General features: G+C 64.0%; 26 protein-coding genes, 1 pseudogene and 1 riboswitch. Of the genes and pseudogenes, 22 read left to right on the forward strand and 5 right to left on the reverse strand.

The genetic code is table 11. The features are described 5' to 3' along the window. Positions 1-32: 32 nt before the first annotated feature. The 3 genes from relA (at position 33) to PFU01S_RS12985 (ending at position 3,758) form a co-directional block, all read left to right on the forward strand. Positions 33-2,273 (forward strand): GTP diphosphokinase, encoded by a 2,241-nt coding sequence (relA, locus tag PFU01S_RS12975; RefSeq protein ID WP_027913915.1) that lies wholly within the window; start codon positions 33-35, stop codon positions 2,271-2,273. An 85-nt stretch (positions 2,274-2,358) separates the two neighbouring features. Next, entirely contained in the window at positions 2,359-3,192 is an 834-nt protein-coding gene (gene mazG, locus PFU01S_RS12980) for a nucleoside triphosphate pyrophosphohydrolase (protein WP_027913916.1), read from the forward strand. Between the two features lie 26 nt (positions 3,193-3,218). Beyond that, positions 3,219-3,758, forward strand: a complete 540-nt coding sequence (locus tag PFU01S_RS12985) for a DUF2058 domain-containing protein (protein WP_023534063.1) — start codon at positions 3,219-3,221, stop codon at positions 3,756-3,758. Positions 3,759-3,880: 122 nt separating this feature from the next. Here the strand turns inward: PFU01S_RS12985 and PFU01S_RS12990 are convergent, their stop codons facing one another. The 4 genes from PFU01S_RS12990 to purM form a co-directional block, all read right to left on the reverse strand. Next, a complete protein-coding gene (locus PFU01S_RS12990; protein ID WP_023534042.1) occupies positions 3,881-4,063 on the reverse strand; it encodes a hypothetical protein in 183 nt (60 codons plus the stop codon). A gap of 215 nt (positions 4,064-4,278) precedes the next feature. After that, positions 4,279-4,989, reverse strand: a complete 711-nt coding sequence (locus PFU01S_RS12995; protein ID WP_028686870.1) for a DUF3108 domain-containing protein — start codon at positions 4,987-4,989, stop codon at positions 4,279-4,281. 8 nt (positions 4,990-4,997) lie between these two features. Beyond that, the gene (purN, locus tag PFU01S_RS13000) at positions 4,998-5,648 is read right to left on the reverse strand and encodes a phosphoribosylglycinamide formyltransferase (RefSeq protein ID WP_028686869.1); all 651 of its coding nucleotides are present in this window, start codon (positions 5,646-5,648) and stop codon (positions 4,998-5,000) included. Next, positions 5,648-6,706 (reverse strand): phosphoribosylformylglycinamidine cyclo-ligase, encoded by a 1,059-nt coding sequence (purM, locus tag PFU01S_RS13005; protein WP_027913919.1) that lies wholly within the window; start codon positions 6,704-6,706, stop codon positions 5,648-5,650. Before purM ends, purN begins: the two co-directional genes overlap by 1 nt. Positions 6,707-6,992: 286 nt before the next feature. On the opposite strand from purM, the gene PFU01S_RS13010 reads away from it, so the two are divergent. From PFU01S_RS13010 to PFU01S_RS13030, 5 genes are all read left to right on the forward strand, one after another. Next, positions 6,993-8,060, forward strand: a complete 1,068-nt coding sequence (locus PFU01S_RS13010) for a DUF2066 domain-containing protein (protein ID WP_028686868.1) — start codon at positions 6,993-6,995, stop codon at positions 8,058-8,060. Positions 8,061-8,071: 11 nt separating this feature from the next. After that, positions 8,072-9,175, forward strand: a complete 1,104-nt coding sequence (locus tag PFU01S_RS13015) for an AI-2E family transporter (RefSeq protein WP_042139556.1) — start codon at positions 8,072-8,074, stop codon at positions 9,173-9,175. Between the two features lie 158 nt (positions 9,176-9,333). Next, the gene (gene hda, locus PFU01S_RS13020) at positions 9,334-10,041 is read left to right on the forward strand and encodes a DnaA regulatory inactivator Hda (protein WP_027913921.1); all 708 of its coding nucleotides are present in this window, start codon (positions 9,334-9,336) and stop codon (positions 10,039-10,041) included. A 127-nt stretch (positions 10,042-10,168) separates the two neighbouring features. Next, a complete protein-coding gene (locus tag PFU01S_RS13025) occupies positions 10,169-10,807 on the forward strand; it encodes a C40 family peptidase (protein ID WP_028686867.1) in 639 nt (212 codons plus the stop codon). Positions 10,808-10,948: 141 nt separating this feature from the next. Further along, positions 10,949-11,488: a C40 family peptidase gene (locus PFU01S_RS13030; protein ID WP_027913923.1), complete on the forward strand. Its 540-nt coding sequence runs from the start codon at positions 10,949-10,951 to the stop codon at positions 11,486-11,488. A gap of 6 nt (positions 11,489-11,494) precedes the next feature. Here PFU01S_RS13030 and PFU01S_RS13035 read toward each other — a convergent pair whose 3' ends face one another. After that, positions 11,495-12,811 carry a PQQ-dependent sugar dehydrogenase gene (locus PFU01S_RS13035; RefSeq protein WP_028686866.1) on the reverse strand — a complete coding sequence of 439 codons (1,317 nt, stop codon included), beginning with the start codon at positions 12,809-12,811 and terminating at the stop codon, positions 11,495-11,497. Positions 12,812-12,964: 153 nt separating this feature from the next. Next, positions 12,965-13,185: riboswitch (cobalamin riboswitch) on the forward strand. A gap of 120 nt (positions 13,186-13,305) precedes the next feature. Here PFU01S_RS13035 and cobO point away from each other — a divergent pair. The 14 genes and pseudogenes from cobO to PFU01S_RS13100 all read left to right on the forward strand — a co-directional run bounded on the left by cobO (position 13,306) and on the right by PFU01S_RS13100 (position 24,535). After that, positions 13,306-13,917 carry a cob(I)yrinic acid a,c-diamide adenosyltransferase gene (gene cobO / locus PFU01S_RS13040; protein WP_028686865.1) on the forward strand — a complete coding sequence of 204 codons (612 nt, stop codon included), beginning with the start codon at positions 13,306-13,308 and terminating at the stop codon, positions 13,915-13,917. Continuing rightward, a complete protein-coding gene (locus PFU01S_RS13045) occupies positions 13,914-15,209 on the forward strand; it encodes a cobyrinic acid a,c-diamide synthase CobB (RefSeq protein WP_028686864.1) in 1,296 nt (431 codons plus the stop codon). The genes cobO and PFU01S_RS13045 overlap by 4 nt, the downstream gene beginning before the upstream one ends. Continuing rightward, entirely contained in the window at positions 15,206-15,856 is a 651-nt protein-coding gene (gene bluB, locus PFU01S_RS13050) for a 5,6-dimethylbenzimidazole synthase (RefSeq protein ID WP_028686863.1), read from the forward strand. The genes PFU01S_RS13045 and bluB overlap by 4 nt, the downstream gene beginning before the upstream one ends. Continuing rightward, positions 15,853-16,761 carry an adenosylcobinamide-phosphate synthase CbiB gene (cbiB, locus tag PFU01S_RS13055; RefSeq protein WP_027913928.1) on the forward strand — a complete coding sequence of 303 codons (909 nt, stop codon included), beginning with the start codon at positions 15,853-15,855 and terminating at the stop codon, positions 16,759-16,761. The genes bluB and cbiB overlap by 4 nt, the downstream gene beginning before the upstream one ends. Further along, a complete protein-coding gene (cobD, locus tag PFU01S_RS13060; RefSeq protein ID WP_027913929.1) occupies positions 16,754-17,746 on the forward strand; it encodes a threonine-phosphate decarboxylase CobD in 993 nt (330 codons plus the stop codon). The genes cbiB and cobD overlap by 8 nt, the downstream gene beginning before the upstream one ends. Beyond that, complete coding sequence (locus PFU01S_RS13065) at positions 17,743-19,197, forward strand: cobyric acid synthase (protein WP_028686862.1); 1,455 nt, start codon at positions 17,743-17,745, stop codon at positions 19,195-19,197. Before cobD ends, PFU01S_RS13065 begins: the two co-directional genes overlap by 4 nt. Before the next feature lies 1 nt (position 19,198). Beyond that, positions 19,199-19,720, forward strand: coding sequence for a bifunctional adenosylcobinamide kinase/adenosylcobinamide-phosphate guanylyltransferase (gene cobU, locus PFU01S_RS13070; RefSeq protein WP_028686861.1), 522 nt, complete (start codon positions 19,199-19,201; stop codon positions 19,718-19,720). Continuing rightward, positions 19,717-20,772, forward strand: a complete 1,056-nt coding sequence (gene cobT, locus PFU01S_RS13075) for a nicotinate-nucleotide--dimethylbenzimidazole phosphoribosyltransferase (RefSeq protein ID WP_027913932.1) — start codon at positions 19,717-19,719, stop codon at positions 20,770-20,772. The genes cobU and cobT overlap by 4 nt, the downstream gene beginning before the upstream one ends. After that, positions 20,769-21,335, forward strand: coding sequence for an alpha-ribazole phosphatase family protein (cobC, locus tag PFU01S_RS13080; protein WP_027913933.1), 567 nt, complete (start codon positions 20,769-20,771; stop codon positions 21,333-21,335). The genes cobT and cobC overlap by 4 nt, the downstream gene beginning before the upstream one ends. A 1-nt stretch (position 21,336) precedes the next feature. Beyond that, positions 21,337-22,059, forward strand: coding sequence for an adenosylcobinamide-GDP ribazoletransferase (locus tag PFU01S_RS13085; RefSeq protein ID WP_027913934.1), 723 nt, complete (start codon positions 21,337-21,339; stop codon positions 22,057-22,059). Positions 22,060-22,081: 22 nt separating this feature from the next. Further along, a pseudogene (locus tag PFU01S_RS13090) lies at positions 22,082-22,444 on the forward strand (glycosyl hydrolase); the annotation flags it as partial. Positions 22,445-22,615: 171 nt separating this feature from the next. Continuing rightward, entirely contained in the window at positions 22,616-23,818 is a 1,203-nt protein-coding gene (locus PFU01S_RS13095; RefSeq protein WP_028686859.1) for an MFS transporter, read from the forward strand. Continuing rightward, a complete protein-coding gene (locus tag PFU01S_RS22650) occupies positions 23,815-23,937 on the forward strand; it encodes a hypothetical protein (protein ID WP_255212321.1) in 123 nt (40 codons plus the stop codon). Before PFU01S_RS13095 ends, PFU01S_RS22650 begins: the two co-directional genes overlap by 4 nt. 46 nt (positions 23,938-23,983) lie before the next feature. Continuing rightward, the gene (locus PFU01S_RS13100; RefSeq protein WP_027913937.1) at positions 23,984-24,535 is read left to right on the forward strand and encodes a glutathione peroxidase; all 552 of its coding nucleotides are present in this window, start codon (positions 23,984-23,986) and stop codon (positions 24,533-24,535) included. Positions 24,536-24,830 lie beyond the last annotated feature (295 nt).

Genomic DNA, 24,830 nt, shown 5'->3' on the forward strand with positions numbered 1-24,830 from the left:
CAGGGTGCGCTGTATGGAAAGGTAAAACAAAGATGGTACAGGTGAGAGTGCACCAGCCGGTCAATACCGACGGCAGTATCAATCTCGAAGCGTGGTTGGACCATGTGGTCAGCGTCGATTCGGCGCTCGACCGCGCAGCGCTCAAAGAGGCCTGCGAGTTTGCCCAGGAAGTCGAGAAGAAGGGCAACCCGGCCAAGCATTCCTGGGCCGATGGTACGTCGAGCTATCAGGCAGGTCTTGAGATCGCCGAGATCCTCGCGGACCTCAAGCTTGACCAGGACTCCCTGGTAGCGGCGGTCATCTACCGCGCTGTGCGAGAAGGCAAGGTCACCCTGGCCGAAGTCAGCCAGCGCTTCGGGCCGGTCGTGTCCAAGCTGATCGATGGCGTGCTGCGCATGGCTGCGATCAGTGCCAGCCTCAGCCCCCGCCAGTCGCTGGTGCTCGGCTCCCAGGCGCAGGTCGAGAACCTGCGCAAGATGCTGGTGGCGATGGTCGACGACGTTCGCGTGGCGTTGATCAAGCTGGCCGAACGCACCTGTGCCATTCGGGCGGTCAAGTCCGCTGACGACGAGAAGCGCCTGCGGGTGGCGCGGGAAGTGTTCGACATCTACGCCCCCCTGGCCCACCGTCTGGGTATCGGGCATATCAAGTGGGAACTGGAAGACCTGTCGTTCCGCTACCTCGAGCCCGAGCAGTACAAGCAGATCGCCAAGCTGTTGCACGAGCGCCGCCTGGACCGTGAACGCTTCATCAGCGATGTCATGAACCAGTTGCAGAACGAACTGCTGGCCACCGGGGTGAAGGCGGACATCAGTGGCCGCGCCAAGCACATCTACTCGATCTGGCGCAAGATGCAGCGCAAGGGCCTGGAATTCAGCCAGATCTACGACGTGCGCGCCGTGCGGGTTCTGGTCCCCGAGATACGCGACTGCTACACCGCCCTGGGTATCGTGCACACCTTGTGGCGTCACATCCCCAAGGAATTCGACGACTACATCGCCAACCCCAAGGAAAACGGCTACCGCTCCCTGCACACGGCTGTGATCGGCCCGGAAGGCAAGGTGCTGGAAGTGCAGATCCGCACCCACGGCATGCACGAGGAAGCGGAGCTTGGCGTCTGTGCCCACTGGCGATACAAGGGCACCGACGTCAAGCCCAGCTCAAACCACTACGAAGAAAAGATTTCCTGGCTGCGCCAGGTACTGGAGTGGCATGAAGAACTGGGCGACATCGGGGGGCTGGCCGAGCAACTGCGGGTCGACATCGAGCCCGACCGGGTGTACGTATTCACCCCGGACGGTCACGCCATCGACCTGCCAAAAGGGGCGACACCCCTGGACTTCGCCTACCGGGTACACACCGAGATCGGCCACAACTGCCGGGGTGCCAAGATCAACGGGCGCATCGTGCCGCTCAACTACAGCCTGCAGACTGGCGAGCAGGTCGAAATCATCACCAGCAAGCATGGCAACCCGAGCCGTGACTGGCTGAACTCGAACCTGGGCTATGTCACCACCTCGCGCGCGCGGGCCAAGATCGTGCACTGGTTCAAGCTGCAGGCGCGCGACCAGAACGTTGCCGCCGGCAAGACGCTGCTCGAACGCGAGCTCAGCCGGTTGGGCCTGCCGCAGGTCGACTTCGAGCGCCTGGCCGAGAAGACCAACGTCAAGACGGCCGAGGACATGTTTGCGTCCCTGGGGGCTGGGGACCTGCGCCTGGCGCACCTGGTCAACGCGGCGCAACAGCTGCTGGAGCCCGAGCGCATCGAGCAGATCGAACTGGTGCCGCGCAAGCCCAGTGGGCCGCGTGGGGGTAAGCGTGGCGACATCCAGATCCAGGGCGTGGGCAACCTGCTGACGCAGATGGCCGGTTGCTGCCAGCCCTTGCCTGGCGATGCCATCGTCGGCTACATCACTCAGGGGCGCGGGGTGAGCATCCACCGCCAGGATTGCGCCTCGGTGTTGCAGCTGGCCGGCAAAGAGCCAGAGCGCATGATCCAGGTCAGCTGGGGGCCGATACCGGTACAGACCTATCCGGTCGATATCGTCATCCGTGCCTATGACCGCCCCGGTTTGCTGCGCGATGTCTCCCAGGTGCTGCTCAACGAGAAGATCAACGTGCTGGCGGTCAACACCCGCTCGAACAAGGAAGACAACACGGCGCTGATGTCGCTGACCATCGAGATTCCCGGTTTGGACGCCCTTGGGCGCTTGCTGGGGCGTATCTCGCAGTTGCCGAACATCATCGAGACACGGCGTAATCGTACGCCCTGAACCACGTGTGCACGATTTGCGGGTAGACCGCCTCACCTGTGGGGCCGGTTTGCCCGCCAAGCCCGACCGTCAAGGACTTGCCTGAATGACCTACACCCTCCAGGACCTGCTTCACCTCATGGCTCGCTTGCGCGACCCGCACTACGGCTGCCCCTGGGACCTGAAGCAGGACTATGCCAGCATCGTCCCGCACACCCTCGAAGAAGCTTACGAGGTGGCGGACACCATCGAACGCGGCGATTTCGAGGACTTGCAAGGCGAGTTGGGTGATCTGCTGTTCCAGGTGGTCTACTACAGCCAGCTTGCTCGGGAGGAGGGCCGTTTCGCGTTCGACGGCGTGGTGGATGGCATCACCCGCAAGCTCATTCGTCGCCACCCGCATGTCTTTCCGACCGGGGACCTGTATGCGCCGCTGGAGACGCCCAGCCTGAGCGATGCGCAGGTCAAGTCACGCTGGGAAGAAATCAAGGCGCAGGAGCGGGCGCAAAAAAGCCGACCAGAGCAGCTGTCGTTGCTCGACGATGTGCCGACGGCATTGCCTGCCTTGTCCCGGGCGGCCAAACTGCAAAAACGTGCGGCCACCGTCGGTTTCGACTGGCCCGAGGCCTTGCCGGTTGTGGACAAGGTGCGTGAGGAACTCGGCGAAGTGTTGCAGGCCATGGCCGACGGGGACAACGATGCGCTGGAAGACGAAGTAGGCGATTTGCTGTTCGCGGTGGTCAACCTGGCGCGTCACTTGAAACATGACCCTGAAAACGCCTTGCGCCGAGCCAATCGCAAGTTCGAGCGACGTTTTCGCTTTATCGAGCAGGCGTTGCGTGACAGCGGCACTGCCATTGAAGATTGTAACCTTGATGCGCTGGACACCCTTTGGGGTGAAGCCAAGCGTCAGGAAAAGAACCTGCCCAGCTGCGGCTGAGCTGTTGCATAAGTGAGTGAACATTCATGAGCCTTTCCCTTCGCGACCAATTGCTCAAAGCCGGGCTGGTCAACCAGAAACAGGTTTCTCAGGCCAACAAGGCTGAAAAGAAACAGAAGCGCCTGGAGCACAAAGGCCAGGTCGACGTGGACGATACCCAGCAGCGGCTGGCCAAGGAAGCCATGGCTGAAAAGGCCAAGCGTGATCAGGCGCTCAACCGTGAACAGCAGGAAAAAGCCGAAAAGAAGGCACGCGCCGCGCAGATCAAGCAACTGATCGAAGCGACCCGCCTGCCCAAGCTCACGACCGAGGATTACTACAACTTCGTCGACGACAAAAAGGTCAAACGTATCGCGGTCAACGCCCTGATGCGCAGCAAGTTGAGCAATGGTGCGCTGGCGGTGGTGTCCTACGGGGGCGGCTATGAGGTCATTCCCCGCGAGGCTGCCGTCAAGATTCAGGAACGCGACCCGGGCCGGGTATTACTGCTCAATACCCATGTCGAGGAAGCCGATGACGACGATCCGTATGCGGCGTACAAGATCCCTGACGATCTGATGTGGTAACGCTGCAAGGCCCTGTCTGATCGTGAATCGGTTAGGCAGGGCCGCATTGTGTGCGCTGGGCCGCGAGGCGGCCCCTGGCACCACGACGACTATTCACGTCATGGTTTTTCAGAAGATCGCTGTCACTGCGTCGTGCGCTGCTTTTCCAGGTCTTCCAGTTCGACACGGTACTGTTGCGCCTCGTGCTCGTTGTGGAACATCCCGACCAACTGGCCCTGCTGGTGCACATCCCAGATCCGCACGCCTGCGGCCAGGCCTTCGTGGGACATTTTCGATTCGTCGCGTTCGGTCACTTGAACTGTCATCGTTAAACTCCACTTTTTCGGGTTGGGTGCGACAGTCTGTCGCACGCCTTATTTATAGAGTTTGTTAGCAGCCTAAGTAAATAAAACGGTCATGAAACAAGTTTCATGTAGCCATGGCATGCCCTGGCGCGACTGCCTTATGCCCGGCCAAAGAAAAGCCCCGCACAGGGCGGGGCTTTGCGTTGATTACGGCTAAACGCCGACAAACTCGAACGTTAGTTACCTTTGACCGACTTGCCATCGACCGTGCCGTCCTGCAGGACGATCACGTATTCCTTGCCATCGGTTTCCACTTGGCGCAATTGCACCAGCAGGTAGTCCCAATTCTTGGCAAACCATAGCTCGGTGATGCGCTTGCTCTGGCTTGGATCACGCACACGTTCGACCTTGACGGCATCCACCTGGCCGGTCTTGGTGGTGACTTTTTCGGTGCCTAGCACGCGGAAGTCATAGGTATCGATCTCGTCACCATCGACCACCTGATAAGTCATGCTCTTCTTGCCTGCGGCGACATCGTGCTGCAGCGCCAGTTGATAGGACGACTTGTCGAGCACCCCACGGTTGAGCGGCAGGGTGATGGCATCGCCACGATCGCTACCGGTCACTTTCTTGGCAGCCCAATCGAAGTTCAAGTCGACCTTCTTGGCCTTGCCAAGACCGCCGCGCTCGAAGTGGTAACGCTGCGGCAGCAAGGTATCGTTTTCCAGGCGCAACGAGCTTTGCTCGGTCAGGCTGGCGATCATCATTGACGCCTTGAAGTTCAGGTCCCAAGTGCCATCGGCATTCTTGACCAGGCTACGTTCGGCGGTGCCGCTCATGGGCAGTTGCTTCCAGTCGGCGGTGTAGCTGGCCGAGAACGGCTTCAGGTCTGCTGCCTGGAGGGGCAGGGCAAGCACGGCAAGAGCCAAGAGCAGGGCGCGACGCATAGTATCTCCTAGGATCGAATCAAATGACCGCTGGCCGACAGGGGCTGGCCATCCAGTAATGCACCTTGTTCGCCAAGACGCAAGCGGCCGTTGGCGAACCAGTGAACAGCCATTGGGTAGATGACGTGTTCCTGTGCGTGAACCCGCTGAGCCAGGCTTTGGACCGTGTCATCGGGTGCCACCGGCACGACAGCCTGTACGACCAACGGGCCCCCATCGAGTTCCTCGGTGACGAAATGGACACTGCACCCATGCTCGGCATCCCCTGCTTCCAGGGCGCGTCGATGGGTGTGCAACCCTTTGTAGCGAGGCAGCAGCGAAGGATGGATGTTGAGCAGGCGACCCTGGTAGTGGCGCACGAAGCCGCCACTGAGGATACGCATGAAACCCGCCAGCACCACCAGGTCCGGGGCGAACCCATCGATACACGCCACCAGGGCCGCATCGAAGGCTTCGCGGCCTTCGAATTCGGTATGGTCGAGTACTGCGGTTTCGATACCGGCAGCGGCTGCGCGCTGCAGGCCGTAGGCATCGGCGCGGTTGGAGATGACCGCGCCGATGCGCACGGCGCTGTCCGGGATGGCGCTGTCGATCAGCGCTTGCAGGTTGCTGCCGGAACCCGACAGCAGTACCACGACATTGCAGGGCTTGCTCGGCATCAGTGTGCCTTGAGGTTCTGCAACTCGACCTGAGCAGCGCCCTCTGCGGCCTCGGTGATATGGCCGATGACCCAAGGCTGTTCGCCGGCGTTGCGCAGTTCGCTCAGGGCAGTTTCGACCTGGTCCTGGCCTACGCAGATCACCATGCCCACGCCGCAGTTGAGCACGCGGTGCATTTCATGCTCGTCGACGTTGCCCTTTTCCTGCAGGAAATCGAAGACGGCTGGGCGCTGCCAGCTGGCCACGTCGATGACCGCCTGGGCATTGGCCGGCAATACGCGCGGGATGTTGTCCAGCAGGCCGCCACCGGTGATGTGGGCCATGGCCTTGACTGCGCCAGTGTTCTTGATCAGTTGCAGCAGCGGCTTGACGTAGATGCGCGTTGGCGCCATCAGCAGGTCGGTCAGTGGCTGGCCGTCGAGCTGGGTGCTTTCGACGTCGGTGCCCGAGACTTCGAGGATCTTGCGGATCAACGAGTAACCGTTGGAGTGCGGGCCCGAGGATGGCAGAGCGATGAGCGCATCACCGGTGGCCACGCGCGAGCCGTCGATGATCTCGGCCTTTTCCACTACACCTACGCAGAAGCCCGCCAGGTCGTAGTCCTCACCTTCGTACATGCCCGGCATCTCGGCGGTTTCGCCACCAACCAGCGAGCAGCCCGCCAGTTCGCAACCTGCGCCGATACCGGTGACCACGGTAGCCGCCACGTCCACGTTCAGCTTGCCAGTGGCGTAGTAATCCAGGAAGAACAGCGGTTCGGCGCCGCAAACTACCAGGTCGTTCACGCACATGGCGACCAGGTCCTGGCCGATGCTGTCGTGCTTGTTCAGGTTCAGCGCCAGGCGCAGCTTGGTGCCCACGCCGTCGGTGCCGGAGACCAGCACCGGCTGCTTGTAGCCGGCCGGGATCTCGCAAAGGGCGCCGAAGCCGCCCAGGCCACCCATGACTTCAGGGCGTGCGGTGCGTTTTGCCACGCCCTTGATGCGTTCGACCAGTGCTTCGCCGGCGTCGATGTCTACACCGGCGTCCTTGTAGCTCAGGGAGGGTTGCTTGCTCATTGATCCAGGCCTTTAGGAGGGAGGGATTCGTAAAAACGACCCTGACGGCAAGGGCCGGCAGCCATGCAGCGGCTAACCGTGACATCAGTGGTCTGTGAAGGCGCGCGATTTTATCAGGGTTGCCGGGCAGCGGCCATCCTCCGGCCGACGGGCAGGTGAATTTAGGGCCCTTGCCCCTGCAAGATCGCCAGAAGCCTGGCCTTGCCGGTGCTACCTTTAACCGTGCCGCTTGAGGTGTGAGCGCTGAAGCTTGAAACTCGCCGTTCCAGATCACAAGGACACAACGATGCGCTTCTTCACTACTTGGGTCATGGGATGTCTGGCGTTGATCGCAGGCGCGGCCCAGGCCGAAAACGTCTCCGGCCTCTATCAGGTACGCGAGCCAGTGGCCGGGCAGGGCGCCGAGGCGCGTGCGGCGGCGACCAGCCAGGCCTTCGACACCTTGGTGCTGCGCCTGACCGGCGACTCCAAGGCCGTGCAGAGCCCGGCGCTGGCCGCACTGCGCAAGGACCCGCAACCGATCGTCAACCAGGTGGGCAGCGACGCTGGCCCGCCCGAAACCGTGCGGGTCGAGTTCGACCCCGGTAGCACCGAACGTGCCCTGCGCAAGGCGGGCCTTAGTCTGTGGGGCAGCAATCGCCCGTCGATTCTGGGTTGGTGGCTCGTCGAGAGCGTTGACGGCACCAGCTTGGTAGGGGACGGCCAGCCCAGCGCCCAGCCGTTGCGGCGCGCGGCCCGTCACCGGGGCTTGCCGCTGCGCCTGCCTCTGGCCGATCTCCAAGAGCAATTGGTGGCCGATGCCAAGCATATCGACGCCAAGGACCCGGGGCCGCTGCGTGAAGTCTCCCAGCGCTACGGCGCCGATGCTCTGCTGGCTGTGCACGCCCAGCAGGTCGACGGCAAATGGCAAGGTAAATGGCAATTGTGGCTGGGCGGTGAGCGCGAGCAGGGCAGCGCCGAAGGAGCGGACCCGGCAGCGCTTGCCGACGCCGTGATGCTTGCGGTGAGTATGCGGCTGGCACCGCGTTACGTGACGCGACCCGGGGCCGGTGGCCAAGTGCAGATGCAGGTCCAGGGCATGAACCTGCCGCGCTACGCTGAGCTGGCCCGGGTTCTGGAGTCCTACGGCGCGCAGTTGAAGCGGGTCGACGGCGACGTGCTGACCTATTCGGTCACCGCCAGCCGCGAACAACTACGGGCTCAGCTGGCATTGGCCAAGCTCAGGGAAGTCCCGGCCGAGCAGATACCTGCGCCGCAGGTGACCCCTGGGCCAGTGGGTACGTCCCCAGACGAGCCACCAGTGTCGCCTGCGGCTGGTGCCGAACCGTTCGATGGCTTGCGCTTTGGTTGGTGAGAGGGTCGTTCATGACTGACATGCGTCGTTGGATCTGGCTGGGCGTGGCATTGATCGTCATCGCCCTGCTTTATAGCCTGCACAACATTCTCACACCTTTTCTGGTCGGCATTCTGCTGGCGTATCTGGCCGACCCGCTGGTCGATCGCCTGGAGCGCCTGGGGTTGTCACGGACCTGGGGCGTAGTGGTGGTGTTCGGGCTGTTCACGTTGCTGATGCTTGCACTGTTGCTCGTGCTCATCCCCATGCTGGCCAAGCAGTTGGTGCGCCTGTATGCGCTGGCGCCGCAAGTGCTTGACTGGCTCGAGCACGTCGCCTTGCCTTGGGTGCAGGGGCGCCTGGGCCTTGCCGACGGGTTCTGGAAATTCGACAAGATCAAGGCGGCCATCGGCGCTCACATGGGGCAGACCACCGATATCGTCAGCATGCTCTTGTCCCAGGCAACGGCCTCCAGCCTGGCGTTGATGGCCTGGGTGGCCAACATGGTGCTGATTCCCGTGGTGGGGTTCTACCTGTTGCGTGACTGGGACTTGATGATGGCCAAGTTGCGCAGCTTGTTGCCGCGGCAGAGCGAGCCGAAAGTCGTCGAGCTGGCCAGCGAGTGCCACGAGGTGCTGGGTGCGTTCGTGCGTGGGCAACTGCTGGTGATGGTCGCGTTGGGCATCATCTACTCGGCAGGCTTGATGCTGGTCGGGCTTGAACTGGGGTTGTTGATCGGCATGCTGGCCGGTCTGGCGGCCATCGTCCCCTACATGGGCTTCATCATTGGCATCGGCGCGGCGCTGGTGGCAGGACTGTTTCAGTTCGGTGGCGATCTGTATCCCATGCTCGGCATCGTTGCGGTCTTCATGGTCGGTCAGGCACTCGAGGGCATGGTGCTGACACCGCTACTGGTAGGCGACCGGATCGGTTTGCACCCTGTGGCGGTGATCTTCGCCATCCTGGCCGGCGGTGAGCTGTTCGGTTTCACGGGCGTGCTGCTCGCGTTGCCGGTGGCGGCGGTCATCATGGTGCTGCTGCGCCACGTGCACGGCTTGTACAAGGAGTCGGACATGTATGCAGGGGATGCTCCAGTCCCAGTCCCCCTTGATCCCCCCGCACCCGATCAGCCGTGACAGGGCGCAGGTAAGTCTCGGGTTGGCGCTGGGAGAGTGCAACCCATTGATTTTGCTTGGACTCTGCAGCGGCGTGATTGTGCACCCCGCTTGGCAGGTATAGACTTTGCAGATTGTCCACAAAAGGCCCCCTGCGGTCCTGTCGACCGCCCGCGAGCATGAAACCACCGATCCAGTTGCCCCTGGGTGTGCGCCTGCGCGACGACGCCACCTTCATCAACTACTATCCGGGCGCCAATGCCGCTGCGTTGGGGTATGTCGAGCGGCTTTGCGAAGCCGACGCCGGCTGGACCGAGAGCCTCATCTACCTGTGGGGCAAACAAGGCGTGGGCCGCACGCATCTGCTGCAAGCAGCCACCCATCGTTTCCAGCAACGGGGCGAGCCTGCCGTCTACCTGCCCTTGGCGCAGCTGCTCGAACGCGGTACCGGTCTTCTGGACTACCTGGCCCAGTACGAACTGGTGTGCATCGATGACCTGCACGTCATCGCCGGCAAGCCGGACTGGGAGGAGGCCATGTTCCACCTGTTCAATCGCTTGCGCGACAGTGGCCGTCGGCTGCTGCTGGCAGCATCCGCTTCCCCGCGGGAATTGCCGGTGAAGCTGCCTGACCTGAAATCCCGCCTCACCCTTGCCCTGGTGTTCCAGATGCGCGGGCTGTCCGACGAAGACAAGCTACGTGCCTTGCAATTGCGGGCATCCAGGCGCGGCCTGCACCTGACCGACGAAGTGGGTCACTTCATCCTTACCCGCGGCGCGCGCAGCATGAGTGCGCTGTTCGATCTGCTGGAACGGCTCGATCAGGCATCTCTGCAAGCCCAGCGCAAACTCACCATTCCTTTCCTCAAGGAAACCCTGGGCTGGTGACCCCCTGAAAACACGGGGCCAGAGCCATCCCACGGAAAAGTCACATCTTTTTCGATAAAATTTGCAAATGGAACTTATAGTGGGCATAGTTCCACCCCACTAAAGGATTACAGACACGGTTGTGCCCATGCTCAAGCGCTTCGCACCCCTCGTGCCACTCGCACTCGTGACCCTGCTTTTTGGCTGCGCGGCCCAAGGCCCGGTATCCCAGCCCCAGGATCACACCCCGGTCGCCGTACAGCCGGCGATCAAGGCCAAGGCCTCGTCTTCGCCAGTGTTTGGCGAACCCCAGGAAGTGGCTACTGACGATGAACTGGAGGTCTTCTCCAGCAGCAAGCCCTATCAGCTGCCAGTGCTGGCCGACAGCATTCTGGAGCGCGGCATGTCGTTGATCGGCACCCGCTATCGCTTCGGTGGTACCTCGGAGCAGTCCGGCTTCGATTGCAGCGGCTTCATCGGCTACCTGTTCCGCGAAGAGGCAGGCATGACCTTGCCGCGCTCTACCCGCGAGATGATCAACGTCGATGCGCCGAAGGTGGCACGCAACAAACTCAAGCCTGGCGATCTGCTGTTCTTCAGCACCAACGGCCGTGGTCGTGTCAGTCATGCTGGCATCTACCTGGGCGACAACCAGTTCATTCACTCCAGCAGCCGCCGTAGCGGGGGCGTGCGCATCGATAGCCTCGGTGACCGTTACTGGAGCAAGACCTTCCTCGAGGCCAAGCGTGCCTTGGCCATGGCGCCGACGCATATCGCGCGCAACTAATGGCAATCTGATGTGTCCTAACCACGGCGTCGCTGCTTTGCAAAAAAGCTCGACGCCGTGCGTATTTACAGAAAGCGTCTAATCTAATTTCTCAACTCTATCCCGCTGCGGCCCAGCGTTCCCATACAGGATGTTTTGGCCATGACAACGATGGCGCGCTTCGCTTTCATTTCCCTGGCAGCCTTATTGGCGGCCTGCTCCAGCCAACCTCAGGCGCCTGCCCCTGTGCGGGTTGTGCAGCCCCAGGTTACCTACAGCCAACCCAGCTTCTCGCCCACTGCCGATGACGTACTGATTCGCGCCATTGGTCTGGTTGGCACGCCCTACCGCTGGGGCGGCAATACGCCCGATTCAGGTTTCGACTGCAGTGGTCTGATCAAGTACGTCTACCGCGATGCCGCCGGCATCAGCCTGCCGCGCTCCACGCGCGAGATGATCGGCATGCGTGCGCCTACCGTGGATGTGAAATCCTTGCAGTCGGGTGATCTGGTGTTTTTCGCGACCAGTGGCGGCTCGCAGGTGAGCCATGCCGGCATTTATGTAGGGGACGGGCGCTTCGTGCATGCGCCTCGCACTGGCGGTACGGTGCGTTTGGACTATTTGTCCAACAGCTACTGGGCCAAGGCCTACCTGCAGGCCAAGCGGGTCATCCCTCAGGGGCACCTGGCACAGAACCCCTGAGACGGGTTACCGAGCTTTGCTGACGCGCCAGATGGCATTGCCCACATCGTCCGCGACCAGCACGGCCCCGCGACCCTCCAGGGCAACCCCTACCGGGCGGCCCATGGCTTGGCCGCCTTCATCCAGAAAACCGTCGAGCACGTCCATGGGCCGGCCCGACGGCTTGCCTGAGGCGTCGAAGGGTACGAATATCACCTTGTAGCCGCTGTGGGGCTTGCGGTTCCAGGACCCATGCTGGCCAATCAATGCGCCTGCTCCAAAACGAGCAGGTAGCACATCCGGCCCGGCGAAGGCCAATCCCAGTGAAGCAGTATGCGGTCCAACGGCATAGTCGGGTACCTGTGCTCGGGCGACCTTGGCGGGGTCCTGGGGCTGCACGCGCTCATCCACGTGCTGGCCGTAGTAGCTGTAGGGCCACCCATAGAATCCACCCGCGTGTACCGAGGTGATGTAGTCCGGTACCAGATCGCTGCCGATTTCGTCACGCTCGTTGACCGCCGTCCACAGTGCGCCACTGTTAGGCTCCCAGGCGAGCCCGTTAGGGTTGCGCAGGCCGGTGGCGAACAGGCGGTGCTTGCCGGTGCTGGGGTCGATCTCCCAGATTGCGGCGCGACCCTGCTCCTGGTCGAGTCCGTTTTCACCCACGTTGCTGTTTGAGCCCACGGTGACGTAGAGGCGCTGCCCATCAGGGCTTGCGATGACATTCTTGGTCCAGTGGTGATTCAGCGGGCCGGCTGGCAGCAGGGTAACTACTTCTGCCGGGCCGGTTACCTGACGTGCCCCGGGCTGGTAGTGAAAACGCAGCAGCTTGTCCGTATCGGCTACGTAAAAATCATTGCCCACCAGCGCCATACCAAAGGGCGAGTTCAACCCGTCGGCAAAGGTATGGCGGATTTCCGCAACGCCATCCTGGTCGGCGTCGCGCAACAGGGTAATGCGATCAGGGCTGGGCACGGCAGCCCCCGCGCGTGCCATGACCCGCTTCATGGCCCATCCGCGGATACCCTTGGCGTCTTCGGACTTGGCAGGTGCGTTGGTTTCTGCCACCAGCACGTCGCCATTGGGTAGCACGTACAGCCAGCGCGGATGGTCGAGGTCACCGGCAAAGCGCGACACCTGTAACCCGGGTGCAGCCTGAGGCATGCGCCCGGCGGGCCAGCCGACGGCTGGCGCGATGTTCACGGTGGGGAGCAGGGTCTTGGCGGGGGAGGGCAACTGCGGCGCAGGGCCGGTGCCGTCGGCCACTGTCAGGCGCGCCGTTTCGCCGCAGCCACCCAAGCCCAGGCTTACAAGAAGTGCAACAGGCAGTGCCACGCGGTTCATGGTCGACGTCCTCGGCAGGTTCTATTGATTCAGAGGCTGTGGAACGCGGCGGGTTCAGTCGCACAGGCGGCGGAGCTGACGCGGGTGGCTCGACCATCCCTCCTGCGCCGCCAGGCGAGCCGCGTCGATTGACGCTCCGGGTGCAACCCTCTAACCTTCGCGCGTGTTTCAGGTGCCCCGCCAGCAACGTCTGGCCAGGGTGAAACTGGGAAGTCGGTGAGTGCCCACAGGGTGCGATTCCGGCGCTGCCCCCGCAACGGTAAGTGAGTGACGGCCGCGCAGGGCCACTGGGTGACCATACCCGGGAAGGCGCGCAGGTCAGGGCCAGCGGCCCGCTCACGAGCCCGGAGACCGGCCTGATACTGCCAACGGCATCACGGAGGGTGATGCGCGGTGACCACTGGCCTTGGCCAATGCCCCTGCGCGCGCTCCGTTTGCCTGCCCATTCCCTGACACGGCGCTCGATCGCGGTGTCAGCCAGCGGAGAACCTCCCATGAGCGACGCCACCGAGCGCGACGAACGCCATCTGGCACGGATGCAGCGCAAGAAAGCGGTCATCGACGAACGCATTGCCAATTCCCCCAACGAATGCGGCCTGCTGCTGGTGCTCACCGGCAATGGCAAAGGCAAGAGCAGCTCGGCCTTCGGCATGCTTGCCCGGGCCCTGGGCCACGGCATGGAGTGCGGGGTGGTGCAGTTCATCAAGGGCCGCAACAGTACCGGCGAAGAGCTGTTCTTCAGGCGCTTTCCCGAACAGGTGCGCTATCACGTGATGGGCGAGGGTTTCACCTGGGAAACTCAGGACCGCCAGCGTGACATTGCGGCGGCAGAAGCGGCATGGGCCGTCTCCAGGCAACTGCTGCAGGATCCTGCGGTGCAGTTCGTGGTGCTCGACGAGCTCAACATTGCGCTCAAGCACGGCTACCTTGATCTGGACCAGGTGCTATCGGACATCCAGGCTCGCCCCCCCATGCAGCACGTCATCGTCACCGGTCGCGCGGCCAAGCCGGAAATGGTCGAGCTGGCCGACACCGTGACCGAAATGGGCATGCTCAAGCACGCCTTCCAGGCCGGTATCCGTGCCCAGAAGGGCGTCGAGCTGTGAGCCAGGCCCGCCATTGCCCCGCCGTCCTGATTGCCGCGCCGGCTTCTGGCCAAGGCAAGACCACGGTCACTGCCGCGCTGGCGCGCCTGCACCGCAATCTGGGCCGCAAGGTGCGGGTGTTCAAATGCGGGCCTGACTTTCTCGACCCCATGATTCTCGAGCGCGCCAGCGGTGCCCCCGTCCGCCAGTTGGACCTGTGGATGATCGGTGCCGAGGAAAGCCGCCGGCTGCTCTGGGAGGCGGCAGGTGAAGCCGACCTGATCCTCATCGAAGGGGTGATGGGGCTGTTCGACGGCACCCCTTCGAGCGCCGACCTGGCACGTCACTTCGGCGTGCCGGTGCTGGCGGTTATCGACGGTACGGCCATGGCCCAGACCTTTGGCGCGCTGGCCCTGGGCCTGGCGCGTTATCAGCCGGATCTGCCGTTCGCCGGGGTGCTGGCCAACCGGGTGGGCAGCCTGCGTCATGCGCAACTGCTCGAAGGCAGCCTCACCGAGGGCCTGCGTTGGTATGGCGGCTTGTCCCGCGAGCGCGGCATCGAACTGCCCAGCCGTCACCTGGGGTTGGTGCAGGCCAGCGAGTTGAACGACCTGGACGCACGCCTGGACGCTGCCGCCCAGGCATTGGGCGCCAGTTGCGATGCCGCCTTGCCACCGGCGGTCACCTTCGAACCGGCCGATCCGTTACCCGCCCAGGCCACCTTGGCGGGCGTACGTATCGGTGTGGCCCGCGACGAAGCCTTTGCCTTCCTCTATGGCGCTAACCTGGACCTGTTGCGCCGTCTAGGCGCACAGGTGCAGTTCTTCTCCCCCCTGCATGACGTCGAATTGCCCCCAGTGGACAGCCTGTACCTGCCCGGCGGTTACCCCGAGCTGCACCATCATGCCTTGGCGCGCAACACCTCGATGTGCCAGGCCATCCGCGGCCATCATGCCCAGGGCAAGCCGTTGCTCGCCGAATGCGGCGGCATGCTGTATCTGCTCGACGCACTGACCGACGTGGCCGGGGACAGGGTCGAGTTGCTTGGGTTGCTGCCGGGGGAGGCGACCATGCAAAAGCGCCTGGCGGCCCTGGCTCTGCAGGCGGTCGAACTGCCCGAGGGCATACTGCGCGGCCATACCTACCACCACTCCTTGACCAGCACCGCGCTCGAGCCGCTGGCACGTGGGTTGAGCCCCAACGGTGGGCGCGGCAACGAAGCGGTCTATCGCCTGGGCCGCCTGACCGCGTCCTACGTGCACTTCTACTTCCCCTCCAACCCGGAGGCAGCCGCAGCGCTGCTCTGCCCATGAACGAGCATGCGTTCAGCGACCAGGAGCGTGCCGCGGTCTACCGCGCCATCGGCGAGCGACGCGACATGCGCCATTTCGCTCAAGGGGAGGTGGCGCCGCAGGTCATGACACGGTTACTCAGCGCAGCCCACCAGGCACCGAGCGTGGGCTTGATGCAGCCATGGCGGTTCATCCGCATCACCGAGCGGGCCCTGCGTGGGCGCATCCAGGCCCTGGTGGAGGCCGAACGGGCGTTGACTGCACAAGCGCTGGGCGAGCGCTCGGACGAATTCATGAAGCTCAAGGTAGAGGGCATCAACGATTGCGCCGAACTATGGGTCGCCGCCTTGATGGACAACCGTGAGCCTCACATTTTCGGGCGCCGCACCCTGCCTGAAATGGACCTGGCCTCGCTCGCCTGCGCGATCCAGAACCTGTGGCTGGCCGCCCGTGCCGAAGGGCTGGGCATGGGCTGGGTATCGCTGTTCGATCCCCAGGCGCTGGCAGCGTTGCTTGGCATGCCCAGCGGCGCCAAACCCGTGGCCGTGCTGTGCCTGGGGCCGGTGGCGGCATTCTATCCTGCGCCCATGCTGGTCATGCAGAGCTGGACCGAAGAACGACCGTTGCACGAGATGCTGTTTGAAAACCGGTGGGGAGAAGGCGTATGAGCGTGGCGTTGCTGAGCGTGGCCGGTGTGGCCCTGGATGCGTTGCTCGGTGAGCCGCGGCGGCGCCACCCGCTGGTCGCTTTCGGCAACATGGCCAGCAGCCTGGAGCGGCGCTTCAATGCCGGCGGGCGCGGTTGGCGCAGTCATGGCGTGAGCGCCTGGTTCCTGGCCGTGGTGCCGCTGACCTTGCTGGCCCTCATGCTCTCCTGGCTGCCGGTGATCGGCTGGCTGGTCGATGTGCTGGCGCTGTACTGCGCCCTGGGGCTGCGTAGCCTGGGCGAACATGTGCTGCCGGTGGCCACGGCCTTGCGCCAGGGCGATCTGGAAGAAGCACGGCGGCGAGTGGGGTATCTGGTCAGCCGTGAAACCCGTGAGCTGGACGAGACGGCGGTGGCGCGGGCGGCCACCGAGTCGGTGCTGGAAAACGGCAGCGATGCCGTGTTCGCCGCCTTGTTCTGGTTTGCCGTGGCCGGGGCGCCGGGGGTGGTGCTTTATCGACTGAGCAACACCCTCGATGCCATGTGGGGCTATCGAAACGAACGCTTCGAGCGCTTCGGCTGGTGCGCGGCGCGCATCGATGACGTACTCAATTATGTGCCGGCGCGCCTGGTCGCACTCACCTACGCAGTGCTGGGCAAAACCCGCCTGGCGCTGGCCTGCTGGCGCCGCCAGGGGCCGCTATGGGACAGCCCCAATGCTGGCCCGGTCATGGCGGCCGGGGCAGGGGCGCTGGGTGTCGAGTTGGGCGGGCCGGCGGTGTACCACGGCCAACTGCACGACCGCCCGCGCCTGGGCGACGGCCCTGCGGCCAGCCCCGATGCCATCGAGGGCGGCTGGACACTGGTGCAGCGTGGGGTATGGCTGTGGCTGTTGGTGTTGTGTCTGGGAGCTTACCTGAATGCTTGAACATGGAGGCCGGCTGCTGCGTGCGGTTCGGCAATATGGCATCGCCCGCGAGCAGTGGCTGGACCTGTCCAGTGGCATTGCACCCTGGTCCTTCCCGATACCGCCGATCCCTATCGAAGCCTGGGCACGCCTGCCGGAAACAGACGATGGTCTTGAGCAGGCGGCGTGCAGCTACTACGGCGCCACGCGATTGCTGCCCGTGGCGGGCTCACAGGCTGCCATCCAGGCCCTGCCCCTGTTACGCAGCCCGAGCCGAGTCGGAGTGCTGACACCCTGTTATGCCGAGCACCCCTATGCCTGGCAGCGGACTGGGCACACGTTGCTTGAGCTGGATGAGCACCAGGTCGACGACGCGATCGACAACCTCGACGTGCTGGTCTTGGTCAATCCGAACAACCCCACCGGCCGCGTCGTGCCTGCGCCCACACTGCTGGGGTGGCATCAGCGCCTGGCAGCACGCGGCGGCTGGCTGGTGGTCGATGAAGCCTTCATGGACAACAGCCCCGCAAACACTGTGATCAAACGTGCCGAATGCCCGGGCTTGATAGTGCTGCGCTCGTTCGGCAAGTTCTTCGGCCTGGCCGGTGTGCGCCTGGGCTTCGTGGCCGCAGAGCACAGCGTGCTGCAGCGCCTGGCCGAATTGCTCGGCCCGTGGACCATCAACGGCCCCAGCCGGGTGCTGGCCCAGGCCAGCCTGACCGACCTGGCCACGCAGCAGCTGCAGCGCCAGCGCTGTGCAGGCGCCAGCGAACGCCTGGCGGCTTTGCTGTCCCATGCAGGGCTGGCGCCCGCCGGCGGCTGTGACCTGTTCCAGTACGTGCGGTGCGAGCATGCCGCCCGGTTGCACGATCACCTCGCACGACACGGGGTGCTGGTGCGCCTGTTCGAGCAGCCGGCGGCCCTGCGTTTCGGGTTACCGCCCAGCCAGGCGGACGAACGACGATTGGCCCAAGCCCTCAGTGCCTACCGCAAGGACCTTACATGACGACCCTGATGGTGCAAGGCACCACCTCCGACGCCGGCAAGAGCACCCTGGTGACTGCCCTGTGCCGCTGGCTGCTGCGCCAGGGCATCGGCGTGGTGCCGTTCAAGCCGCAGAACATGGCCCTCAACAGCGCCGTGACCGCCGACGGCGGCGAGATCGGCCGGGCCCAGGCGGTGCAGGCCCAAGCCTGTCGCCTGGCGCCGCACACCGACATGAACCCGGTGCTGCTCAAACCCAACAGCGACACCGGCGCCCAGGTGATCATCCATGGCCGTGCGGTGACCAGCATGAACGCGGTTGCCTACCATGATTACAAGGCCATCGCCATGCAGGCCGTGCTGGCCTCGCACCAGCGCCTGAGCCAGGGCTGGCCGGTGGTCATGGTGGAGGGCGCAGGGTCGCCGGCCGAGATCAACCTGCGGGCTGGCGACATTGCCAACATGGGGTTTGCCGAGGCTGTGGACTGCCCGGTGATTCTGGTCGCCGACATCAACCGCGGGGGTGTGTTCGCCCACCTGGTCGGTACCCTCGAACTGCTGTCGCCCAGCGAGCAGGCGCGCGTCAAAGGGTTCGTCATCAACCGCTTCAGGGGCGACATCGCCCTGTTGCAACCCGGGCTCGACTGGCTGGAGCAGCGCACCGGCAAACCCGTGCTCGGCGTGCTGCCGTACGTCACCGACCTGCACCTTGAAGCCGAGGACGGCATCGACCGGCGCCAGGGCGAAAAGCAGCAGCGTGTGCTCAAGGTGATCGTGCCTGTGCTGCCACGTATCAGCAACCACACCGACTTCGACCCGCTGCGCCTGCACCCGCAGGTCGACCTGCAGTTCATCGGCCCCGGTCAACCGGTGCCGCCAGCGGACCTGATCATCCTGCCAGGCTCCAAGAGTGTCCGTGGCGACCTGGCGCAACTGCGTGCGCGCGGCTGGGACAAGGCCATCGAACGCCATCTGCGTTATGGCGGCAAGGTGATCGGTATCTGCGGCGGCCTGCAGATGCTTGGGCGCGAGGTGCACGATCCGCTGGGCCTGGAAGGCGCTGCAGGCTCCAGCCCCGGGCTCGGCCTGCTGGACTACGCCACGGTGCTGGAAGCCGACAAGCAGTTGCGCAACGTCGCCGGGACCTTGCACCTGGATGCATCGCCTGTGACCGGTTACGAGATCCATGCCGGTGTCACCACTGGCCCTGCGCTGGCGCAACCAGCTATACGCCTGGCCGACGGTCGCTGCGAGGGTGCCATCAGCACGGACGGCCAGGTGTTGGCCACTTACCTGCACGGGTTGTTCGAGGGCAGCGCCTCCTGCGCGGCCCTGCTGCGCTGGGCTGGGCTTGAAGACGTGCTACTGATCGACTACGAGGCGTTGCGCGAGCGCGACATCGAACGCCTGGCTGACCTGGTGGACAAGCACCTGGACACCCAGCGCCTGCGCCAATTGTGTGGAGTACCTTGACGTGCGTACGTTCGTGATCGGCGGAGCCCGGTCTGGCAAGAGCCGCCTGGCTGAGCAGCGGGCAGCCGCCTGCGGCCTGCCCGTGACCTATATCGCCACCAGTCAACCGCTGGACGGCGAACTCGATGAGCGGGTGCAGCTGCACCGCCAGCGCCGGCCAGTGGAGTGGGGGTTGATCGAAGAACCCTTGGCCCTGGCCGCCGTACTGAAGGCCGAAGCGGCCGTTGACCGCTGCCTGCTGGTGGACTGCCTGACGCTATGGCTGACCAACCTGCTCATGCTGGACGACCCGCGCCGGCTGGCCGAGGAGCTTGATGCCTTGTTGGGCTGCCTTGAGCACCTGCCCGGCCACATCATCCTGGTCAGTAACGAGACCGGCCTGGGCGTGGTGCCCATGGGCGAGCTGACGCGACGTTACGTCGACTTGGCCGGTGTCGTGCATCAGGCGGTGGCCGAACGCTGCCAGCAGGTGATCCTCACGGTCGCCGGCCTCCCACTCACGCTCAAAGGACCTGCATCATGAACCCTGTCTGGTGGCAGATGCCCTGCCAGCCCCTTGACGAGGCGGCCATGGCCGCAGCACGCGAGCGGCAGCAACAATTGACCAAGCCTGCCGGTTCGCTCGGCCAGCTCGAAGCGCTCGCCATTCAGTTGGCAGGCCTGCAGGGCTGCGAACGGCCGTCGCTGGAGCACGTCGCCATCAGCCTGTTCGCGGGCGACCACGGCGTGGTCGAGGAGGGCGTTTCGGCGTACCCTCAGGCCGTGACAGGCCAAATGTTGCGCAATTTCGTCGGTGGGGGTGCAGCCATCAGCGTACTGGCGCGCCAACTGCACGCCACCCTGGAGGTGGTCGACCTCGGCACTGTCGACCCGACGCTCGCATTGCCGGGCGTTCGCCACATGCACCTTGGCCCCGGTACGGCTAATTTTGCCCAACAGCCCGCCCTGAGCGAGGCACAACTGCAAGCCGCCCTGCAGGCAGGTCGTGACAGCGCGCTGCGGGCGGCGGCCCACGGTGCACAGCTGTTCATCGGCGGCGAAATGGGCATCGGTAACACCACCGCAGCGGCGGCGCTGGCCAGCGTACTGCTCGCCTGTCCGCCAGCCACATTGAGCGGGCCAGGCACCGGGTTGGACAGCGCCGGCGTGCAGCACAAGGCGTACGTCATCGAGCGAGCCCTGGCCTTGCACCGCCTGGCGGCCGATGAGCCGCTGCGTGCGCTGGGCTGTGTGGGGGGCTTCGAGCTGGCGGCGCTGGTCGGCGCTTATCTCGCATGCGCCCAGGCGGGTGTGGCGGTGCTGGTGGACGGGTTCATCTGCACCGTGGCGGCCTTGGTGGCCGTGCGCCTCAACCCGCAGTGCCGCGCTTGGCTGTTGTTCGCCCACCAAGGTGCGGAGCCTGGTCACCAGGCGGTGCTGAGCGCCTTGCAGGCCGAGCCTCTGTTGGCCCTGGGGCTGCGCCTGGGTGAGGGCAGCGGTGCCGCGCTGGCCGTGCCCTTGCTGCGGCTGGCCTGCGCGCTACACGCGCAGATGGCGACCTTTGCCGAGGCTGCCGTGGAGGACCGCCCGGCATGAGGCTCGACCTGCTGCGCCACGGGGAAACCGAGCAAGGTGGCCTGCGTGGCAGCCTCGATGACGCCCTGACCGAAAAGGGCTGGGCCCAAATGCGCGCTGCCGTGGCCGACGCAGGGCCTTGGCAGGCATTGGTCAGTTCGCCGTTGCAGCGCTGTGGCCGATTCGCCGATGAATTGGGCGCCAGGCTGGGCCTGCCCGTGCAGCGCGAGCCTGCATTGCAAGAGCTGCATTTCGGCGATTGGGAAGGGCGTACGGCGTTGCAGATCATGGAACACGACGCACAGGCGCTTGGGCAGTTCTGGGCTGACCCCTATGGCTATACGCCGCCCAATGGCGAGCCGGTCCAGGCGTTTGCGCAGCGCGTCCTGACAGCCATCGAGGGGTTGTACCGCCAGCATGCCGGCAAGCGCGTACTGCTGGTCACCCATGGGGGTGTCATGCGCCTGCTGCTGGCCCGCGCCCGGGGCCTGCCCAGGGCGCAGCTGTTGCAGGTGGAAGTCGGCCATGGCGCACGGGTGCGCTTGCAAGTCGGCGAGGATGGCCAGCTGGTTGAGGAGGGTTAGCATGCAGCCATTCTGGATTGCCCTGCAGTTTCTAAGCAGCCTGCCTGTCACCTTGCCTGGCATGCCAACGCCACGCCAAGTGGGCCGCTCGTTGTTGTACTACCCCTTGGTCGGGCTGCTGTTCGGTCTGGTGCTGTGGCTGGCCAGCCACTGGCTCGAAGGCGTTCCGGCGGCGCTGCATGCTGCCTTGCTATTGACCCTCTGGGTGCTGCTCAGTGGCGCGCTGCACTTGGACGGCCTGGCAGACAGCGCAGATGCCTGGCTAGGCGGGTTTGGTGATCGTGAACGCACGCTGCAGATCATGAAGGACCCGCGCAGCGGGCCGGCAGCGGTGGTGACGCTGGTTTTGGTGCTGCTGCTCAAGTTCTGCGCCTTGTGGGCACTGATCGAGCAGGGGGCTGGCCTGCAACTGATGCTTGCACCGGTCATTGGTCGAGCAGCGATGCTGGGGTTGTTCCTGTGTACTCCCTATGTGCGCCCTGGCGGGTTAGGCCAGGCACTGGCCGATCACATGCCCCGCCGCGCAGCGGGATGGGTACTGTTGACCTGTGCTGGCCTGGGCCTGGCTTTGACCGGCTGGGCAATGGTGCTGACGGCGGTCGTGTTCGTGGCATTGCGCAGGGTGATGTGCAATCGTCTGGGCGGCACCACGGGCGACACCGCAGGTGCACTGCTGGAACTGCTTGAGCTCACCGTCCTGCTGGGCCTTGTCGTGATCCGCTGAGCAAATCGCGGCAGCGCGGTCTTCCGGCCAGCCTCAGCAAGGGGACGGCCAGCGCGTGGCGCAGTACCTGCAGGCCCCGCTGAACAGGGCCGAAGCCACGAACGTGCCCCGTTCGCGCCTGGTGGTGGGCGAGTCCGGCTGCACGCGCCGCCTGTCAGGCTGCCGGCAGTACCTGGAGGACGTACTGGGCGTGCTCGATCAGCACCGCGTGCACTGGGCGTTCTACAGTTTCCGCGAAGACAGCTGGGACGGGATGGATTACGAATTGGGTACCGCCAAAGTGCCCTGGCGTTACTGGCAGGCGATCGACCAGGGGTTGCCCGACCCGCTGCCACGGCAGGCGACGCCGGCGTTCGAACCGATACGCAAACGACTGGCCATAGACCAATGGCGACGTCTGCTGATGTCCTGCTTGCTGTCAGTCGGCTCCAGCGTTCATGCTGTAACCAAATGCTTCCTTGATAACTCGACGTACAGGGCGGTCACCGTCCCTGGAATATCAGGTTTTATCAGCGGCAGCACCTGACGACCTTGCGATGGGCTGGAGACAATAACAATGACGTCTGTATGGCGAACCAGTGGATGGGTGTTGGCTGGGGCGGCGCTGATCCTCGCGCTGTCACTGGGCGTCAGGCACGGCTTTGGCCTGTTCCTGGCGCCGATGAGCGCCGATTTCGGCTGGGGTCGAGGGGTCTTTGCCTTCGCCATCGCCTTGCAGAACCTGATCTGGGGCCTGGCCCAGCCGTTCGCCGGGGCGTTGGCCGATCGTCTTGGCGCATCGCGGGTGGTCATGGTGGGCGGCGTGCTGTATGCGGTGGGCCTGGCGATGATGGGGATGGCCGATTCTGCCTGGTCGTTGTCACTGAGCGCGGGTCTGTTGATCGGCATCGGCCTGTCGGGTACGTCCTTTTCGGTCATCCTGGGCGTCGTCGGCCGGGCCGTGCCGCCTGAAAAGCGCAGCATGGCCATGGGCATTGCCAGTGCCGCCGGTTCGTTCGGTCAGTTCGCCATGCTGCCCGGCACCCTCGGCCTGATCCAATGGCTGGGCTGGTCGGCCGCCTTGCTGGTACTGGGCCTGCTGGTCGCCTTCATCGTGCCGTTGGTAGGCCTGTTGCGCGACCGGCCTTTGCCCGCGTACGGCAACGAGCAGACCCTGGGCGAGGCGCTGCGTGAGGCCTGTGGGCATGCCGGCTTCTGGTTGCTGGCGCTAGGTTTTTTCGTGTGTGGCTTCCAGGTGGTGTTCATCGGGGTGCACCTGCCGGCGTACCTGGTAGACCAGCATCTGCCAGCCACCACGGGCACGACCGTGCTGGCCCTGGTGGGCCTGTTCAATATCGTGGGCACGTTCACGGCCGGTTGGCTGGGCGGGCGCCTGTCCAAGCCACGGTTGCTGACCGGGCTCTACCTGCTGCGTGCAGTCGTCATCGTGCTGTTTCTCTGGGCGCCGGTGAGTGCCTTCAGCGCGTACCTGTTCGGTATTGCGATGGGCCTGTTGTGGCTGTCCACCGTACCGCTCACCAACGGTACCGTCGCGACGGTCTTTGGCGTGCGCAACTTGTCGATGCTTGGCGGTATCGTCTTCCTGTTCCACCAGCTTGGGGCGTTTCTGGGCGGTTGGCTGGGAGGCGTGGTGTATGACCGTACTGGCAGTTATGACCTGGTCTGGCAGATCGCGATCCTGCTGAGTGTCTTGGCTGCGGCGCTCAACTGGCCGGTTCGTGAACGGCCTGTGGCACGCTTGCAGGCAACAGCGGCATGAGCCCTGGACTGATCCGTATCGCCCTCGCGGTGGCGGCGCTTTTGGTGCTGACGCTGGTCTGGTGGGGGTGGCACGAGGGCGGCATGGCGCTCATGCAATTGGGCATGGGCGCCTGTTAGGCACTACGCTGCCAGTTCAAGGTTGATCGAGCAGGAGCGAGATGTCATGAGCGTGAAGTGGATGGTGGTGCCGGTATTGGCGTTGATGGCCAGCGCGTCCAGCTGGGCGACCGAATGCCCGGCCGTGTTGCAGGGTTCGTTGCCGGAGTTGCGGGGCAAGGGTGAGGTCGCTTTGTGCGAGCGGTTTGCCGGCAAGCCCTTGGTGGTGATCAACACGGCCAGTTATTGTGGGTTTGCGCCGCAGTTCGAGGGGCTTGAGGCGGTGTACAAGCAGTACCATGGCCGTGGGTTGGAGATGCTGGGTGTGCCTTCGAACGACTTCAAGCAGGAGGATGCGGACAGCGAGAAGACGGCGAAGGTGTGTTATGCGAATTATGGTGTGACGTTCACCATGACCAAGGAGCAGGCGGTGCGGGGCAAGGATGCGATTCCGATGTTCGCTGAATTGGCCAGGCAGAGCAGTGCGCCCAAGTGGAACTTCTACAAGTATGTAATTGATCGCCAGGGCAAGGTGATTGGTAGTTTTTCGAGTTTGACGAAACCGGATGACGTCGAGTTTAGAACAGCGATTGAGAAGGCTATCGCCTCGCAGCCCTGATCTTTTTGGTTTGATCAAGTAGCGATCCCTGTTAGAGCATGGGGGCTTCCAGTGATGGAACTGTATAGGTGATCTGTGGCAAGTATATATAAGGTGCTTAAGTGTACTTAGCCAATTACCCACAGTAGCTTGTAGGGGCGGCCTTCCTGGGGTACCGGGCCGACCGCTCCTACAGGGGTGATGTGTAATCCAGAAAGTTGGGCAGCTGCTCAACTCTCAAGTTCAGAGAAATGCGCTGTTTTGGCTCTTGCTCTTGCTAATGCTTTTGCTCTTGCTTCTAAGCGCGCGGTAGTCC

It is taken from the genome of Pseudomonas fulva NBRC 16637 = DSM 17717 (genome assembly GCF_000730565.1).
GTDB lineage: Bacteria > Pseudomonadota > Gammaproteobacteria > Pseudomonadales > Pseudomonadaceae > Aquipseudomonas > Aquipseudomonas fulva.

Excerpts from the sequence above, each read along its gene's own strand:
- relA (WP_027913915.1), top strand. The coding sequence starts at position 33 with ATGGTACAGGTGAGAGTGCACCAGCCGGTCAATACCGACGGCAGTATC.
- mazG (WP_027913916.1), top strand. The coding sequence starts at position 2,359 with ATGACCTACACCCTCCAGGACCTGCTTCACCTCATGGCTCGCTTGCGC.
- PFU01S_RS12985 (WP_023534063.1), top strand. The coding sequence starts at position 3,219 with ATGAGCCTTTCCCTTCGCGACCAATTGCTCAAAGCCGGGCTGGTCAAC.
- PFU01S_RS12990 (WP_023534042.1), bottom strand. The coding sequence starts at position 4,063 with ATGACAGTTCAAGTGACCGAACGCGACGAATCGAAAATGTCCCACGAA.
- PFU01S_RS12995 (WP_028686870.1), bottom strand. The coding sequence starts at position 4,989 with ATGCGTCGCGCCCTGCTCTTGGCTCTTGCCGTGCTTGCCCTGCCCCTC.
- purN (WP_028686869.1), bottom strand. The coding sequence starts at position 5,648 with ATGCCGAGCAAGCCCTGCAATGTCGTGGTACTGCTGTCGGGTTCCGGC.
- purM (WP_027913919.1), bottom strand. The coding sequence starts at position 6,706 with ATGAGCAAGCAACCCTCCCTGAGCTACAAGGACGCCGGTGTAGACATC.
- PFU01S_RS13010 (WP_028686868.1), top strand. The coding sequence starts at position 6,993 with ATGCGCTTCTTCACTACTTGGGTCATGGGATGTCTGGCGTTGATCGCA.
- PFU01S_RS13015 (WP_042139556.1), top strand. The coding sequence starts at position 8,072 with ATGACTGACATGCGTCGTTGGATCTGGCTGGGCGTGGCATTGATCGTC.
- hda (WP_027913921.1), top strand. The coding sequence starts at position 9,334 with ATGAAACCACCGATCCAGTTGCCCCTGGGTGTGCGCCTGCGCGACGAC.
- PFU01S_RS13025 (WP_028686867.1), top strand. The coding sequence starts at position 10,169 with ATGCTCAAGCGCTTCGCACCCCTCGTGCCACTCGCACTCGTGACCCTG.
- PFU01S_RS13030 (WP_027913923.1), top strand. The coding sequence starts at position 10,949 with ATGACAACGATGGCGCGCTTCGCTTTCATTTCCCTGGCAGCCTTATTG.
- PFU01S_RS13035 (WP_028686866.1), bottom strand. The coding sequence starts at position 12,811 with ATGAACCGCGTGGCACTGCCTGTTGCACTTCTTGTAAGCCTGGGCTTG.
- cobO (WP_028686865.1), top strand. The coding sequence starts at position 13,306 with ATGAGCGACGCCACCGAGCGCGACGAACGCCATCTGGCACGGATGCAG.
- bluB (WP_028686863.1), top strand. The coding sequence starts at position 15,206 with ATGAACGAGCATGCGTTCAGCGACCAGGAGCGTGCCGCGGTCTACCGC.
- cbiB (WP_027913928.1), top strand. The coding sequence starts at position 15,853 with ATGAGCGTGGCGTTGCTGAGCGTGGCCGGTGTGGCCCTGGATGCGTTG.
- cobD (WP_027913929.1), top strand. The coding sequence starts at position 16,754 with ATGCTTGAACATGGAGGCCGGCTGCTGCGTGCGGTTCGGCAATATGGC.
- PFU01S_RS13065 (WP_028686862.1), top strand. The coding sequence starts at position 17,743 with ATGACGACCCTGATGGTGCAAGGCACCACCTCCGACGCCGGCAAGAGC.
- cobT (WP_027913932.1), top strand. The coding sequence starts at position 19,717 with ATGAACCCTGTCTGGTGGCAGATGCCCTGCCAGCCCCTTGACGAGGCG.
- cobC (WP_027913933.1), top strand. The coding sequence starts at position 20,769 with ATGAGGCTCGACCTGCTGCGCCACGGGGAAACCGAGCAAGGTGGCCTG.
- PFU01S_RS13085 (WP_027913934.1), top strand. The coding sequence starts at position 21,337 with ATGCAGCCATTCTGGATTGCCCTGCAGTTTCTAAGCAGCCTGCCTGTC.
- PFU01S_RS13095 (WP_028686859.1), top strand. The coding sequence starts at position 22,616 with ATGACGTCTGTATGGCGAACCAGTGGATGGGTGTTGGCTGGGGCGGCG.
- PFU01S_RS22650 (WP_255212321.1), top strand. The coding sequence starts at position 23,815 with ATGAGCCCTGGACTGATCCGTATCGCCCTCGCGGTGGCGGCGCTTTTG.
- PFU01S_RS13100 (WP_027913937.1), top strand. The coding sequence starts at position 23,984 with ATGAGCGTGAAGTGGATGGTGGTGCCGGTATTGGCGTTGATGGCCAGC.